Here is a 16,886-nt window from a genome sequence, read left to right as displayed (position 1 = left end):
AATATGCAGCAAAGAGTTTCAAGATTATTAAAGAGAAGGGGGGAAGCAGAATAAAGTTAGAGTTATACGTATAAAGGTTCTTTTAAGTCATTGGGAAGATTATTGCAGAATTCCTAGAAAAAAGCATTGGTAATTTAAAATAGATTATAAAGAGTCTAGAAATATTCCCAATGTTTTTTTAGGTATATTTTACTTAGAGAGGAACTTTATGGTAAAAATAGTTTGTTTTCCTTCTTCAGATTTTACTGCTAAGGTTCCGTGGTGTAGCTGTATAATCTGTTTGGAAAGACTAAGTCCAATTCCGGTACCTACCTTTTTAGTGGTAAAAAAAGGCATGAAAATTTTATCAATGGCTTCAGGAACAATACCTTTTCCATTATCCATAACAGCCATAAAAGGAATACCTTTTTCGTCTTCTCCACCAGTAATTTCAATTCTAGAAGCCGTGTTATCTTCATTTGCCTGAATAGCATTCTTTACAAGATTAATAAGAACCATTTCCAGTAAATGCAGATCGCCTTTTATGTGTACTTCCTGTTCTTGAATAGTATAGTGAAACTCAATGCCTGCCTTTGTAACTTCAGGATGAAGTAATTGATAGGTTTGGCGAATCATTTCTTTTAAATTAATCTGTTTAAAATTTGGCTTGGGAAGATCAGAATAGTCCCGATAGGAATTAATGAACTTTATCAGACCGTTTGTTCTATTTTCAATAATACTTAAACCTTCTTTTAAATCTTCTACACTTTCTTCGGGCATTATATATCTGGAATCTTCCATTTCTAAATCTTGATTCAAAATAAATAGAAGGGTTGAATTTAAAGAACTTATAGGTGTAATGCTATTCATAATTTCGTGGCGTAAAATTGTAATAAGGTTCTGCCATGATTCAATTTCTTTTTGTTGCAGTTCTGAATAAATATTCTGAAAGGTAAAAATCTGCACTATTTTGCTTTTTATTTTTAAGGAATTAGAGCGTATAATAAGCTGGGTGTTATCCTGAAAATCTAACAAATAATTAGTGTTGGTACTAAATGAATTCAAAATTTTATAAAGACGTTCATCAATAGATTTTAGTTGGTTAATGTGCTGAATTTTTCTAAGATTCATGATTTTCTTAGCGCTATCATTTATCAATGCAATGCTACCATCGTCATGTACTACCATAAGACCTGTGTTTACTTGTTGGAGTATTGTTTTTAAGTATTGCAAATTCTCTTCTTTAGAAGCACGTTCTTTTCTAAAAGCTTCTAATATAGAGTTGAAAGAATCATTTAGGCCTTTAAAATTTTTATCTAAATTATCGTCAGAAGAAAACTTCAATACATAATCAGCGTATTTTATTGATTCTATAAAGCGTTGTAATTTTTGGTTGGTTTTGGCAATAAAAAGATATAAGTGTCTAAATAAAAAAGCACCAATGACGATACACAGAATTGCGATAAAGACGGCAGGAATGTTTCCGATGCTTATAATCAGATAAAGTGCAGTTGTAAAGCTTATGCAGATACCTATAAGATATGCTATTATCTGAAGCTGAAATCTATTAAAGACCATATTTTTTTAATCTTCTATAAAGTGAAGTTCTGTTGATACCTAATTGTTTAGCAACCAAAGAAATATTTCCATCATGAGCAGTCATCGCTTTTTTAATATGATCTTTTTCAATGTCATGAAGAGTAGAGGAAGACCTATAATTATCTAAAGTGTCAGTATGGGTTGTCCGACGTTTTAATTGAAAATCATCAGAAGTCAATAATGGAGTATTTCCCATAATAACAGCACGCTCAATAGTATGTTGTAATTCTCGGATATTACCTGGCCAGTTATAGTTTGTAAGTTGCGTATACGCTTCTCTTTGAAAGCCTTCACAGGTTTTTAGATATTTTTCAGAATATTGACGAAGATAATAATCGGCTAATAGAATAATATCTTCTTTTCGTTCCCGTAATGGAGGCAGATCAATCTCTATGGTATTAATTCTATACAGTAAATCCTGTCTGAATATTTTTTGGGTAATCATGTCAGAAAGCGGCATATTGGTAGCAGATATCAGGCGTATATCAATTGGAATTTCTTTTGTGCTTCCAACACGAATAATTTTCCGACTTTGTAAAGCGGTCAATAATTTGGATTGGAGATGCGACGAAAGGTTTCCGATTTCATCTAGAAATAATGTACCACCATTTGCAAGTTCAAAACGTCCCATACGATCTTCTTTTGCATCAGTAAAAGCGCCTTTTTTATGACCGAATAGTTCACTTTCAAACAAAGAAGAACTAATAGATCCCAGATCTACGCTTATAAAAGGTCCGGAAGCTCTATTGGAATGTTCGTGAATTGCTTTGGCAATCAATTCTTTTCCTGTGCCATTTTCTCCCAGAATAAGAACATTAGCATCAGTTGCAGCAATTTTATCAACCACATTTAATACGTCTAGCATGGGTTCACTTTTACCAATAATTGCAGGGAACTTTTGTTGGTAATTGGTTAAAATTGAAGATGTGAGTTTATTTTTCTGCTTTAGGATGGCATCTTTAAGCGTATTTAAAAAAGCTTCATTATCCCAAGGTTTCAATACAAAATCCGAAGCACCGCTTTTTATTGTTTTAATGGCCATTTGAATATCTCCATAGGCAGACATCATTACCACAGGAAGCGCGGGATTTATATTTTTTATTCGGCATAGCCAGTCAAAACCTTCTTTGCCACTGCTGATATCTTTGGTAAAGTTCATGTCCAGCAATACGAGATCAAAACTATGCTGGGTTAAGATTCTTGGAATTGTTTCAGGATCTGTCGAAGTTTCAACATGAGTAAAATATCGTTTCAAAAATAACTTAGCAGCGACTAGAATATCATCATGATCATCTACTATTAATATGCTGCCAGAATTTTGCGTTTTCGACATATTATTAATGTTTTATATAATCTCTTAGGTGAGAATAGATTAAAAAAAAGATACCAATAACAAAAATACACTTTTATTCAAGAAATATGCTAAAAGTTTTACAAGTGATGTAGTTTTATATTACATATAACAATAGTAAATTAGCTGTTAAATATAATGTGAATTGTTCGATTTCGCACAAGAGTGTTCGATAATGAACACTTGTAAATAAAAGGTTTTTGTTGTAAAGTACTGTAATATAGTGTTTTGAATGAATGGTATGCTTATTGTAAAAGAGTAATGAAAAATTTAATATTATAAATAGAATGGACAAAATAATCTCTAAAAAGAAGTGGACCTATAAAAAAATAAGTTACATCGCAATTGGTGTATTCTTTGCAGTTTTTATTGTAAGTTTTCTTGTAATGTATAAAAGTAAATCTACACTAAAAATCGATCCCGAAAAAGTAGCATTTTCAAATGTTGAACGAGGAGATTTTCAGGAATATATTGTTCAGCAGGGAGAAGTAGTTACCGGAAGAACCTATTTTTTGGACGCAGTTGAAGGTGGTAATATTACCAAGATTTTCAAAGAAAGCGGAGACAAAGTAAAACAGGGAGATAAAATTGTCGAATTAGAAAACATCAATCTTAGGCTTAGCATCCTGGGGCAGGAGAATTCATTGAGCGAACAGATTAATCATATTCGTACCACAAGGCTTCAGTTGGATCAGAATTTTCTAGCCAATAAACAAGAGCTGGCTCAAATAGAGAACCAGCTACAGATTTTAAAACCACAATTCAAAAGAGATAGTATATTATTTAAAAAGCAATTGATTTCAAAACAAGTTTTTGAAAGAACAGAAGCAGATTATAAATATAATCTCAAGAGAAAAGTATTTACACTCAGAGCATTTGAGAGTGATTCAATATCTCGTGTATTACAATTGAAACAATTGCATTCTTCAGAATTAAGTATGTCAGAAAATCTGAATGGAGTTAGAAAAATATTAGATTATCTAGTCATAAAAGCACCTATAGACGGGCAGTTGTCTTCTCCACAGCTACAAGAAGGACAGAATATTAATAAAGGAGAACGAATAGGACAGGTAGATATTACAGGTGTTTATAAAGTAAGAGTGCCTATAGATGAGTTATACTTATCTAAAATTAGAAAAGGGCTTCGCGCAACAACTGAAATTGCTAATAAAACCTATGAACTACAAATTACATATGTATATCCAAATATTACTAACGGAAGATTTGATGTTGATATGCAGTTCATGGAAACAATTCCTAAAGATATTAAAAGAGGACAATCTTTACGCTTAAAAATTGACTTAGGAAACCCTTCAATTGCGACCTTAATACCAGTTGGTGGATTTTATCAAAGTACAGGAGGAAACTGGATTTATGTAGCAGATGGAACCAATAAGGCAGTAAAAAGACTTATTAGACTAGGGAGACGTAATATGGCAAACTATGAGGTCATAGACGGATTGAATCCGGGAGAACGTGTTATTATTTCCTCATATAGCACTTTTGGGGATAACGAAGAATTAATATGGTAACTGAATTATAAAACTTAAGAAATAGAAAAATGATAAAACTTAAAGATTTACTAAAAGTATACGTTAGCGAAGAAGTAGAAACTACTGCTGTAAACAAAATAAGCTTAACAATCAATAAAGGAGAATTTATTGCAATAATGGGACCTAGTGGTTGCGGAAAATCATCATTGCTGAATATTTTAGGTTTGCTTGACAATGCCTCTGGGGGAGAGTACTGGTTCGGAGATAAAGAGGTTGTAAAATATTTGGAAAAAGACAGAGCAAATCTTAGAAAAGGAAACATAGGATTCGTTTTTCAAAGTTTCAATCTTATAGATGAACTAACGGTATTTGAAAATGTAGAATTACCGCTTTTGTACTTGAATATGTCTAAGGCTGAACGTATTGAAAAAATAAATGTAGCACTGGAACGAATGGGAATTATGCACAGAAAAAATCATTTTCCACAGCAACTTTCAGGAGGACAGCAGCAAAGGGTGGCTATTGCCAGAGCTATTGTTACAAACCCAAAAGTAATTCTTGCCGATGAGCCAACAGGAAATCTAGACTCTGCAAACGGAACAGAAGTGATGAACCTGTTACAAGAATTAAACGAATCAGGAACAACAATTGTAATGGTAACACACTCACCGGAAGATGCTAAATATGCAGATCGCATAATTAACCTATTTGATGGTCAGATAGTTACGGAAAACATTAACAAATTACAAGAACTAAAAGCTAGTGTTTACAATGAATAAGTTATGTTTTGTGTGTTTTTTAATTCTATTTATAATTAACAATTTGACCCTGAATGCACAGAATAAATTGAGTTTAGATGAAGCGATAAAATTGGCAGTAGAAAATAACGTAAGTATTGCTAAAGATAAAAATAGAGAAGCCAGTACGGAATATGATAAAATGAAAACAAAGCTTTCTTTATTGCCAAGTTTGAATGCCTCTGGAAATGTATTTGAATCTACTGGAACCAATTTTGATCAGTTAACAGGAATGTTAAGAACAGAAACGGGACAGTATGTAAACGGATCTATTACGGCAAGCTGGGATATTTTAAATATAGCCAGCAAAGTTTCGGCAATAAATCTTTCCAAGTACAATAATGAAAGTCAAAAAGCGCAATTAGCTTACACAAAAGATTTTATAATATTAAATGTAGTGGGAAGATATTTAGAAGCCCTACAGGCAATGAAACAGGATCAGATTTTTAATAAGTTTTGTGATGTACAGGAGGAACAATTAAAAAGAACCAATGAACTCATAAGAGTAGGCTCACTGCCAGGGCAGGATTTTTATACTCAGAACGCTGAATGGAGTCGTTTAAAATCTTTGAGAGAGGAAAATCTAAATTTAATGAATGTTAAGAAAAATCAATTGATTTTGCTTTTACGACTAAATCCGGCTAATGAAGCTCAACTTGACACTATCCTGAGTAAAGAGTCATTTAAAAGAGAAATGGATATAGATAGTCTTTATAAAAAAGCATTAGAAGCCCGTAAAGATTACAAGAAGATTGAAGCACAATCAATGGTGAAAAAGTATGAGGTAGCAGTACAGCAGGCTAGATATATTCCTTCACTGTCACTTTACTACGACTATGGATCCAGATATTCATCATTTCAACAAAGAAGATTTAACAATCAATTTTTTAATGACAACATAACTACAACAATTGGTGTTTCTATGCAGGTGCCTATTTTTAATGGACTGGAAACAAGAAATAACGTATATAGAGCCAAACAAGATTTTAAAAATGCAGAACTCGATGTCATACAAGCTAAAAATGATATTTACGTAGAGCTGAAAAACTTAATGTTTACAATTTCTGCAAACGAGAAGAAAGTTATCTATAGAGAAGATCAAATAGAATCGGCAAAGAGAGCTTTTGAATTGGAAAAAGAACGATATTATTTGGGACAAGGAAGTCCACTTGACTTAGGAGTGGCACAACGAAACTATGTGGAGGCTTCTTTATCATTAAATCAAATTAATTACCAGTTAATGTATAATAGATTTGAACTCCTTTTTTACACAGGAGATATTATTTCTTTGGTTAATTAACACGAGAAAGTATAAGGGAAAATCATGTAATACTATTTAGCTGCTTAAAATAAAACTATTTGTAATTAAAAAATCTTCCGTTTTTTAATACAGTAACGCTATATGTTAAACTCTATTTAAATGAAAACAAAAAAAATAGCAACTGCTTTAATTATATTATTTTCAATTATACTCTGTAAAGCAAATAATCCGGCAATACTATCAAACTTAAAAGGGACAATTGATCAGAGAAACAGTAAATTGATTATAGTTTATGATCTTTTAGATAAAGAGAATGATCAGCTAGAAGTACGGTTAAGGATTACAGATGAGAATGGCCTTACCTATATCATAGACAAAAGTAATGCCGAGGGAGACATTGGATTTCCGGTATCAGCTGGAAAAAATAGAAGAATTGTATGGACTTATGACAAGAAAACGTTTAATCCTAAAAAAAGCATTATAAAGCTAGTAGCAGATGACAGGTATAAGATAGATATAAGCCAGCTCATAAAAGAAGTAGATACAGTTCGTATGATAAAAGATCTAAATTATATCCTTGGAGAGCGGAATAGCAGTAATTCAACAACACAAATGCACTTAGAAAGGGTAGGGGAATACATAAAAAACTCTTTTAAAGATAATGGGGTAAATTCATATTACCATAGAATTGAACTTTCTAATTCAGAACTTAATAAAATCTGGACTGCTAAAACAGGTTTGGCACCAGTGGTTAAGGATAGAGACGAAAAACACAATATAAAAAATGTTATAGGCAGTATAACAGGCCAGTCTCAGCAAGCCGAAACTTTTATTTTATCCGCTCATTATGATTCTTATCCAGGTAGCTTAGGAATGGATGATAATGCTTCTGGTGTCATCGGTCTTTTGGAAGCAATGCGAATACTTTCTAAATATCAATTTGACCATACTATAAAATTTATAGGATTTGATAAGGAGGAAGACGGCCTGATAGGAAGTCTTTCATATGTTTTTGGAGGAGGTATAAAAGAATCGGAAAAAATAGGAGGTGTAATCAATTTGGATATGATTGGTGTATGTTCTGATAAACCAGATTCACAGATAGTTCCGGAAGGATTTGACCAATTATATCCGGAGGTATGCAAATTAGTAGAAAAAAATAAATACAGAGGAGATTTTGTAATAAATACTTCTAATGAAAATTCTACAAAGCTTAGCGAATTATTTTTGAACACAGCTAATAAGTATGTTGGAGATTTGAAAGTAGTTTCTCTGCTTGCGGAAGATAACGGTAAATATGCTCCAGCATTAGCAGAAAGTGATCATGCAAGTTTTTGGTACAACAACAATTCAGCATTGCATATAGGAGAAGGAGGAGCAACAAGAAATCCAGACTTACATACACCCAGAGATAGCAAGCCTCATATAAAATTTAATTATAAATTTATGAGCGATATTGTCAAAACAACAATAGCAGTATTTGTTGAATTGGCAAAGGCTGAACATTATACTATAGCCAATATTCATCTGACAGAATAATTAAAAAACAAAAATATGATAAGACAGTTTGCCATTTTAACTATAATTTTCCTGATTGCATTCGACTTGTTTGGGCAAAGAGCAGACTTTGTAGAAAGTGACAGGATTACTTATCGCATTTACAAATCAAACGTAGGTAAAATTGGCTTCACGAGTCTAAATTTCCCTATTGAAAATCTTAAACAATCTGACTTCCTAACATCATTTGAATTAAAAGATAAAACTAATCTTAATATTAATGTTTTTCTGGGGAATTCTCTAACCAATTACCTTCATTTACTATCTCCGGAATTAACCGCAGACCAACTTACTAAAAATGGAAACTATCAATTTTCATTTTACATAGACGGCAAAAAGATTTATTCAGAGAATTTAAACGTCAATGCAGGAAGCCTAGATAGCAAAAACCAGAAAAAAACGTTAAGAGTTCCCATGATAAGTTCTACCAATGAAGATTCCTGGGGAAGGTTTCTTTGGGATCGATTTCTTGCCAATGGAGGAGAGGAAGCCTTTACAAATGGAGAACACCTTCTTAAAATTGAAATAAGACCATACCTAAAACTGAAAGAAGTTCTGACTGGTAAAATTATTGCAGAAGGACAAATAAAAATTATAGTTCCAGAAATAAAAATTGATGAAAAGCTTGTCAAAGTTCAGCCAGTTCAGCCACTTGAAGATTGGCCTATTTCTACAGAGAAAATAAATATTGCTAAAATTGAAGACCTAAATCGAAAAATCTTAACTAATAAGTATAAAGATATCACAAGTGTTGTAGTAATAAAAGATGGGAAGCTTCTAATAGAAGAGTATTTTAATAAAGTGGCCAGAAATACACTTCACGACACAAGATCAGTTGGAAAATCATTTGCATCAGCACTTTTAGGAATTGCAGTCAAGGATGGTTATATAAAGAGTGAAACACAAACTTTAAAAGAATTTTACAACCTCAAAGACTTTCAAAACTATACTCCATTAAAAGATAGTATTACTTTAGAAAGTTTACTTACAATGAGTTCGCCTTTTGACGGATCTGATATGAATCAAGACTCACCTGGTAATGAAGAAAAGATGTATAGTACAAATAATTGGGTTGACTTCACATTAAACCTTCCCATTGACAAAACAAAAATAGCCGACAAAAGGTGGGATTACTTCACTGCGGGTGTAGTAGTTCTGGGCGACATCATTCATAAATCTGTTCCAGAAGGTTTAGAGAAATATGCTCACAAAAATTTGTTTTACCCGCTCGGCATAACAGAGTATAAATGGCAATTTACCCCTCAAAAAGTAGCTAATACAGCAGGAAGCTTACAATTGCGTTCATTGGATTATGCAAAGTTTGGGCAGTTATACAAAAATTATGGCACATGGAATGACAAACAAATTCTGTCAAAGGATTGGATAACAAAGAGTCTGTCCCACAAGATGAAAATATCTGATGACGAATATTATGGTTATCTATTTTGGAATAAGACCTACAAAGTAAATGACGTAGGGTATGAAGTTTACTATTCGAGTGGTAATGGCGGTAATAGAATTTTTATTTTCAAAGACAAACCTATTGTAATTGTAATCACTTCGACTGCATATAATAGTTTATACGGAGAGAAACAGGTTGACAAGATTATTGAGAATTATTTAATTCCAGCAATCATTAAATGACGAAAAAAAGCGTGTAAATGCTTGTAAAAAATATCCATAATAGAAAAACGGCAACGAAAAAGGTATTTTAAAATAAAAATCATTGTAATTTAGGTAATTACAAGGATTTTTGTGGAATCGCCGAGATTACAATCGAACACCTAATTCCTATTTTAATGTTTATAGATAGGGTTGGTAAAAGTTCTGAATCTATTTGTTTATAAAGAATTTACTTGATCTGACGTGTTTTTAGAATTAACCATCTTTTTTTATTTTTCAATTAAATATTTAGTAATTGCAGAATATGCAATATGCTTGCTTTTTTTTATCTGTTTTTGGAAAGAATCAGTTTGAAATTCATCACAACATCTTTTAATATAACTGTGATAATTAGATTGCTTATTGTTTTTTCTTTCACTAAATCTAAATTCATAAAACCCTCTGTCATTCAAAATAAGTTTGTATCTCATTTTTTTCTGCATTTTTTTTTCTGTTAAATCCCCATCTTTTAATTTTATAGGTAGATTGTATATTTTTTTTACTTGATTTTTAAATATTGCCTTTTTTGTGTTTGGATTTCTCTCAATCAGTTTTATAGTTCTTTTTGCTTTTCTTTTAACTGTTGAAATGATTTTTCTGTAATATTTAGAAAGGTTAGTAGATTTTATAGCAGTATTATAACCCCTAAATTCAAAACCTAAATATGACATTGATGATGAAACTTCTTTTTCGTCATTTATTATTCTAAAGCATTCTAATCTAGTACTATGTTTAATGTGTGATACGTTTTTGAAAATAAATTTTTCTGTTTTGTCAGTACTAATTTTTATTTCATATTTTTTAATTAATTCTTGAATATCTTTTTCAATTTCATTGCAGTGTATCTTTTCACAAACTATGAATATATCGTCTGAATATCTTCTGTAATATATATTATGGGGTTTTACCCATCGATTAACAATTTCTAAATCGAAGTTATAAAGATAAAGATTAGCTAAAACTGTACTGATTGGTAATCCTTGAGGTATTCCATTTTTAACTGTTTTTCCATTTTCTAACTTTTTCAAAAATGAATTTGAATAGATAGGTAGTTTTCCAGTTTGAATATATTTTCTAAAATCTTTATTGGATTCAAAAAAGCATCGAAACCCTTTTGTTTTTCTAATTTGAGCTAACTTACTTTCATTATATGGAGCTTTTTTACCGTTTTTATTTTTCCTAATTCGTAAATCATCCTGTAATACATACTTAAAATTAGTGCAGGCTTTAAAAACGTTATAATGATCATGAGGTAAATTATCAGGTTCGTTTAGGATTTTCTTCCATTGTTCTTTTAAGATTTTATGATCTAAAGTTGAAAAAAAACTTTTTAAGTCAATTGCTAAGACAGATATTTCAGTGTTATTTTTTGTTCTGTTTTTAATCTCATCAAAGCATTCTTTTGCAAAGTGAATATTAGATTTTCCAATGCCAGATCCTTGAAATGTTTCAATTTTTCTATAAGCAATTATAGCTTGATCTTGTAAAGGTTCTTGTTTTAAAAGATTTTCATATTTGTCTCTTAATATACTAGCGTAATATCCGTAAATTAAAGCATCCATATGACTAGCATAGTGCAAAGGTCTTTTTTTTGAATTTTGCTTAGGATGTGAAGTTCTTAATCGATAATGTGTATGTTTTCTTTGGTGTGTTGTAAATTTTTTGGAATCCCCTTTTTTAAACTTCCTTTCTGATAGAACTGTATGTATCAAAGGATAAAAAGCATACTTGGCAATATAATTTTTATTAGCGATTTTTTTTACAATTTTGCGCCAATCACTTCCTAATTCAAGGGAAGGCGATAAATGTATATATCCTTTTTCTTTAAGCCAACTAGGTTTGTCCATAATAAGTTAAATAAAGAATCTGCGGTCAGCAATAACGTTAAAAATTACATACCTCATTTTACGAGTTGGATCGGTACCCATTTACTGAGTCATTGGTTTTGCGAATAAATATAAAAGAATTATGAACTCAACTGTATTATTACTACCTTTACTGAAATCCTGCATAACGCATGATGTATTTGGCATATTTATTGATGGTCTTATCCTTCTATTAGGAGCGGGTTTATCTCTAAACAGCTCGAAAATTTATAAATCTTCTTACCTCAAATATCTTCTTATATTTGAGTATAACAGAATAAATCCTGTTATCTGATCCACACAGCTGTAATTACACTCATCACGCAGATTCTTTTTCAAATTTAACATTAAAATTCATATATTGGACATCTTAACTATAAAAAGAAAACTATGTCTGAATTTAAGCCAGGAGAATTGATAGTATTCAAAACTCATCCGTTTTTGCACAAACTTACTAATATTAAAATAGCAGCTTATTCTGAGTATTCATCTCCTGTTCTAGTTGTGAAGGATATAAAAGATAAAGTGTTTGATAAACAAACTGGTAAAGATATAGGTCAACAATTACACTGTATTTATTATAATTCAAGAGATGGAAAATTTTCCGATAAATGGATAAATAGTAATCTGGTTAATAAAATCGACTTTTCTGTTTCGGAACATAAAATCTTAATCGAATTTAATTTTAAAAAAGAACTAGAAAAAGCAAAGAAAGAGCTTTCTATTAAAAATTATGAAAATCTTATTAAAGAATCTTACCTTAATAAAAAAGTGGTTCTTAAAAGTGTTGATGTTGAATTGTTTAAGAAAAGAGTAAATCGGACTAAGGAAAATGGAGATTTGGTAGAAAATAATCATTTAGAATTTTTACCACCTCTTATGACAATTATTGGTTATAAATTTTCAGATGATAAAAATAAATTTTGTGAAAAATTGGGAGTGCCTCTAATTGAATTAAAATGTAAGTGGTACAATTCAAGTTCTAAGACTTTTTCTGAAGCATTTTTAAAGTATGAGACTTTATATTCAGTTCAAGAGACTCAGGATTTACTTTTAGAGAAGGATTTGTTATCTGATGTTCATGATTCAATTGAAGAAAACAAATTCTTTATATTACCAATTAGTAATCCATTTAAATTAGAAGGTAGTGAAAATGGGAGCTATATTACTGAAACTATAGGACATTCAGAAGCTATAGTTTATAAGCATTATTTCTATCAAATGAGTTATTTTGATTATATCACTTATAATAAATCTATAATTACAATAGATCGTCCTTTTACCGAAATTTCAGAAAAAGATATTTTTGGCAAAAAATACCCTAATTATAATAAAGGATATAAAGTAAAAGTAACAGATTGTAAATTTAAGTTAGGTACTTATTATTCAATTGTTTATAAAGATGCCTATGGTAATATAACTAGAAGAATAATAAAGATTTTAGATCTATTTATTTGCATAAAAGATTTTAGTGAATTTATAGAAACATACAGAAGTTTAGAAAGTTGGAATCCCGAAGAAGAGCTTTCATTTGTTAGTTATAGTTACTTGGAAGATGGTAAATTGTTTATTCATTCAAATGATGGATCAATTCCTAGTAATACTTTACCTAAAGCAATATTTAATGATGAGAATGTTGAAATAATGCTCAACGCAAACTGCTTACTTAGAAAGGGGAAATTCCGTAATTTTAAGCTTAAGAGTATCTTGGAAGTTCGAGAAATTATAAATGGAGAAGATACTTTTGAAGGAATTTTATTTTAAAATAAGATATAATTATTTAACAATTTAAATATCAACCAAAAAACAAAAAGCCTGTAAATATTGAGTTTTACAGGCTTTTTTGTGGAATCGCCGGGAATCGAACCCGGGTCCAAACAAGCAACTAAAGAGCTTTCTACACGCTTATTTTCTGAATAGATTTTCGACTCTGAGTTAGGCCAGAAACAACCACTCTTTGCTTAGCTTCTTAATTTTCGAAACCCACCCGAAGCTTGTGGAAATCTAGGTTTATCTTTACGATTTACCTGAACCGACCGCTATAAACCAAAGCTTTCGAGGTAAATCCTGCTTTCCTACCTTGTAGGACGAGGCTAATCTTACTATGATTCAGATTATGCAGCAAGAGCGTAGTTTCCTTCGCCGTGTAAAAAGTTTGAGACCTTTTATTTACGAGAATTATCCCAGTTCTCGACGTGCTTACTTTTCAATTCGACTTGCTGTCAAAACCAGTCGACCCCATTTTAGATTTATGATATTAGATTTTACAATCTAATATTATAAATAGAATTTCCCGCAAAGGTAGTATAAAATTAAAGGAATTCCCAATTTCAATGGCATCTAAATTCTGACTTCTGATTTCTGAAATCTACAATCTTTATTCATCTGCTACTTTAAACGGATAATCACCAAACAATACTGATAGTTTTCGAACCGCATAAGTGCTTCGGGTAAATTTATTAGACAAGGCAATTATAGTGACATTCTCATCTTTTAAAGGAATATAAGATGAGGTAAAACCATGCCACCAACCATTATGAAAATAGAAATTTTTACCATTTTCCCAATTAATCATACGAATACCAAGACCATAATTTTTGGTTCCTTTATGTTCGTTGCTATAGCCCGTATAGACTTGAGCCAATAATTCAGGTTCCAAAAATGACGGAGAATTTCTTGCTCTGTCAAATTTCAGTAAATCTCTTGGAGTAGAGTAGATGTTTTTGTCTCCGTAAATTTTATCTAGATAGTCAATTCCAATTTCGACTTTATTGCCTTTATAAGATGGAGCTACATTTTTTTTGTCTTTATCAAAATCCAAGACAAAAGTGTTTTTCATTCCCAATGGTTTGAATATGATTTCTGCCATTGCCTCTTTATAAGACAGTTTGGTCACTTTTTCAATAATTAAAGCCAGCATGGCATAATTAGTATTGCAGTAGGCAAATCGGGTACCTGTTTTTTGTTCTAAGCCAATATTTTTGGTGCCCATTATGGTCAAAATGTCTTGATTAGTCAGCGTGTTATGTCTGTCCCAAACGTTTTTATCACGATCTGTAAAATAAGCGTAGCTACGCATTCCGCTTCTGTGGCACAGTAACATTCTTACGGTAACATCTGGATAAGGAAACTCTTTTAAAAAATCAGTCACTTTTTGATCCAAGTCTATTCTTTTGGCATTTACTAATTTTAAAACAGCAGTAGCCGTAAGGACTTTACTAACCGATGCAATATGAATAGGAGTAGTGCTTGTTATAAGGGTTTTATCTCTAAAGTTAGCATATCCTTCGTATTTCTCATAGATAATCTGGCCGTTTTGGGCAACAAGAAAACCGCCGTTCATACTGTTGTTAGGCCAGTTTTTATTATAAAAAGAATCTATTTTTTTTTGTTTTTCGGCTATATAAGAAGCAGTAAGTTTTGGAGATTCATCTACAAAAGGTTTCATTTTTGGTAAAACGTTTTTAGGAAGATCAGCATCTTTTATTTCAGCTTTGCGAACCTCTTTATTTTCGTTTTTGCAGGAACTTACAGCTATTGTCAATAATAGTATATGTAGAATGTTTGTTTTTTTTCTGAAATTCATTTTGTGTGGTACTAGAAGGGCAAATATATAGAAACGAAATCGTTTGATTTATAGTTTTTTTTAAATTTAACTTTTTTTTGGAAGTAATTTTTATCTGACTGATGATCAGTGTAGAAAGGATTGGTTTGCCAAAACTTCGCTTGTAATTTAACAACACTATTCTTGATAAGGAAATTATCTAGGCATTTCTCTACCATTTTAATTCACATAGCACAATGGAGCAAAGCTATTGTATAAAGCTAATTGTATAAAAATATCAAGGAACAAAAAATAGATTCTATTGGCAAATATTTTTTCCGCTTTCCTTTCGACTATATATGAGTTCAGACCAATAAAAAAAAGACTTATTTGGTTTTCAATTTTGTGCATACAGATAGTTTAGCCTATTTTTATCGGCTTTTAGAATTATTCGTGTATATATAATTTATTTCAAAATAAATTGTTATGTTTGTAACAAATAATGTTAATTAAGTTATATTTATATAAATTTAAAATAGTAAAAATGAAGTTTGGAATCATAAAAGAAAGAAAAAATCCACCAGATAGGAGAGTCGTTTTTTCTCCCGACGAATTAGCCAAAATTAAACAGTTGTATCATGATTCTACTGTAAAAGTAGAGACTTCTGATATTCGTATTTTTACTGATGATCAGTATAAAAGTATGGGGATAGAAGTAGCTGATAATGTTAGTGATTGCGACGTCCTTTTTGGAGTAAAAGAAGTGCCAGTTGAGAGTTTAATTCCTAATAAAGCCTATTTCTTTTTCTCGCATACTATAAAAAAACAACCTTATAACAGAAAGTTGTTGCAAGCTATTCTAGAAAAGAATATCGATTTGTATGATCATGAAACCATTGTAGATGCTAACAATCGCAGACTTATAGGTTTTGGTCGTTATGCAGGAATTGTGGGAGCTTATAATGCTTTTAGAGCATTTGGAATAAAATTCGAATTATTTAAAATGCCAAAAGCTGAAACCCTTTCGGGAAAAGATGCGTTGATAGCTCATTTGAAAAGATTGGTTTTGCCTCCGCTAAAAATTGTGGTTTCGGGAACCGGAAAAGTTGGTAATGGTGCCAAAGAGATTCTGGATGCTATGAAAATCAAAGAGGTAACAGTCGAAAATTATTTGACTAAAAACTACACTCAAGCGGTATATACCCAAATTGATGTTTTGGATTATAACAAAAGATTAGACGGACAAACTCTTGACTTTACTGATTTTTACCATAATCCAAAAGAATACACTTCTGATTTTGAGAAATTCACAAAGGTTTCGGATATATACATAGCAGGTCATTTTCATGGAAATGACGCTCCCGTAATTTTAACGCGTGAAATGCTTCAGGCAAATGATTGTAATTTAAAAGTTGTTGCCGATGTTTCTTGTGATGTCGATGGTCCAATTGCTTGTACATTGCGTGCATCAACTATTGCTGAGCCTTTGTACGGCTATTTGCCTATTGAAAACAAAGAAGTAGATGTTTTTCATCCTGCAGCAATTGTTGTTATGGCAGTAGATAATTTGCCTTGTGAATTGCCTAAAGATGCCAGTGAAGGATTTGGAGAAATGTTTTCACAACATGTTATTCCAGCTTTTTTCAACGGAGACAAAGATGGTATTCTTAAACGAGCCAAAATGACAGAAAACGGAAAACTTACTGAGCGTTTTAGCTATCTGCAAGATTATGTAGATGGGAAGTAGTTTTTAATTATAAGTTTTGAGTTATGGATTA

Annotated in this window: 11 protein-coding genes and 1 other RNA gene; 7 read left to right on the top strand and 5 right to left on the bottom strand. The window is 31.3% G+C overall.

Annotated features, from left to right (window positions below; genetic code table 11):
- Positions 1-189 precede the first annotated feature (189 nt).
- Both OZP08_RS16225 and OZP08_RS16220 read right to left on the bottom strand, forming a co-directional pair.
- Entirely contained in the window at positions 190-1,557 is a 1,368-nt protein-coding gene (locus OZP08_RS16225; RefSeq protein WP_281322330.1) for a sensor histidine kinase, read from the bottom strand.
- Positions 1,547-2,911 (bottom strand): sigma-54-dependent transcriptional regulator, encoded by a 1,365-nt coding sequence (locus OZP08_RS16220; protein WP_268847119.1) that lies wholly within the window; start codon positions 2,909-2,911, stop codon positions 1,547-1,549. Before OZP08_RS16220 ends, OZP08_RS16225 begins: the two co-directional genes overlap by 11 nt.
- 305 nt (positions 2,912-3,216) lie before the next feature.
- Here OZP08_RS16220 and OZP08_RS16215 point away from each other — a divergent pair, with 305 nt between their 5' ends.
- From OZP08_RS16215 to OZP08_RS16195, 5 genes are all read left to right on the top strand, one after another.
- A complete protein-coding gene (locus OZP08_RS16215; protein WP_281322329.1) occupies positions 3,217-4,461 on the top strand; it encodes an efflux RND transporter periplasmic adaptor subunit in 1,245 nt (414 codons plus the stop codon).
- 29 nt (positions 4,462-4,490) lie between these two features.
- Complete coding sequence (locus tag OZP08_RS16210) at positions 4,491-5,201, top strand: ABC transporter ATP-binding protein (protein ID WP_281322328.1); 711 nt, start codon at positions 4,491-4,493, stop codon at positions 5,199-5,201.
- Entirely contained in the window at positions 5,194-6,519 is a 1,326-nt protein-coding gene (locus OZP08_RS16205; protein WP_281322327.1) for a TolC family protein, read from the top strand. The genes OZP08_RS16210 and OZP08_RS16205 overlap by 8 nt, the downstream gene beginning before the upstream one ends.
- Before the next feature lie 120 nt (positions 6,520-6,639).
- Positions 6,640-8,019 carry a M28 family peptidase gene (locus OZP08_RS16200; RefSeq protein WP_268847116.1) on the top strand — a complete coding sequence of 460 codons (1,380 nt, stop codon included), beginning with the start codon at positions 6,640-6,642 and terminating at the stop codon, positions 8,017-8,019.
- A 15-nt stretch (positions 8,020-8,034) separates the two neighbouring features.
- A complete protein-coding gene (locus tag OZP08_RS16195) occupies positions 8,035-9,681 on the top strand; it encodes a serine hydrolase domain-containing protein (protein ID WP_268847115.1) in 1,647 nt (548 codons plus the stop codon).
- Positions 9,682-9,929: 248 nt separating this feature from the next.
- Here the strand turns inward: OZP08_RS16195 and OZP08_RS16190 are convergent, their stop codons facing one another.
- On the bottom strand, positions 9,930-11,546 hold the full coding sequence (locus OZP08_RS16190) for a reverse transcriptase domain-containing protein (protein WP_281322326.1): 1,617 nt from the start codon (positions 11,544-11,546) through the stop codon (positions 9,930-9,932).
- A 408-nt stretch (positions 11,547-11,954) separates the two neighbouring features.
- On the opposite strand from OZP08_RS16190, the gene OZP08_RS16185 reads away from it, so the two are divergent.
- The gene (locus OZP08_RS16185) at positions 11,955-13,328 is read left to right on the top strand and encodes a hypothetical protein (RefSeq protein ID WP_281322325.1); all 1,374 of its coding nucleotides are present in this window, start codon (positions 11,955-11,957) and stop codon (positions 13,326-13,328) included.
- 79 nt (positions 13,329-13,407) lie between these two features.
- On the opposite strand, the gene ssrA is transcribed toward OZP08_RS16185, so the two are convergent.
- Together ssrA and OZP08_RS16175 are read right to left on the bottom strand one after the other, a co-directional pair.
- Positions 13,408-13,804: a transfer-messenger RNA gene (gene ssrA / locus OZP08_RS16180) on the bottom strand.
- Between the two features lie 137 nt (positions 13,805-13,941).
- On the bottom strand, positions 13,942-15,150 hold the full coding sequence (locus tag OZP08_RS16175; protein ID WP_281322324.1) for a serine hydrolase domain-containing protein: 1,209 nt from the start codon (positions 15,148-15,150) through the stop codon (positions 13,942-13,944).
- A gap of 502 nt (positions 15,151-15,652) precedes the next feature.
- Here OZP08_RS16175 and OZP08_RS16170 point away from each other — a divergent pair.
- Complete coding sequence (locus OZP08_RS16170; RefSeq protein ID WP_268847109.1) at positions 15,653-16,855, top strand: NAD(P)-dependent oxidoreductase; 1,203 nt, start codon at positions 15,653-15,655, stop codon at positions 16,853-16,855.
- Positions 16,856-16,886 lie beyond the last annotated feature (31 nt).

The sequence above is a fragment of the Flavobacterium aestivum genome, assembly GCF_026870175.2.
Taxonomy (GTDB): Bacteria; Bacteroidota; Bacteroidia; order Flavobacteriales; family Flavobacteriaceae; genus Flavobacterium; species Flavobacterium aestivum.
Note: the sequence above shows the minus strand (reverse complement) of the source record. Positions and strands in the feature narration are given on the sequence as shown.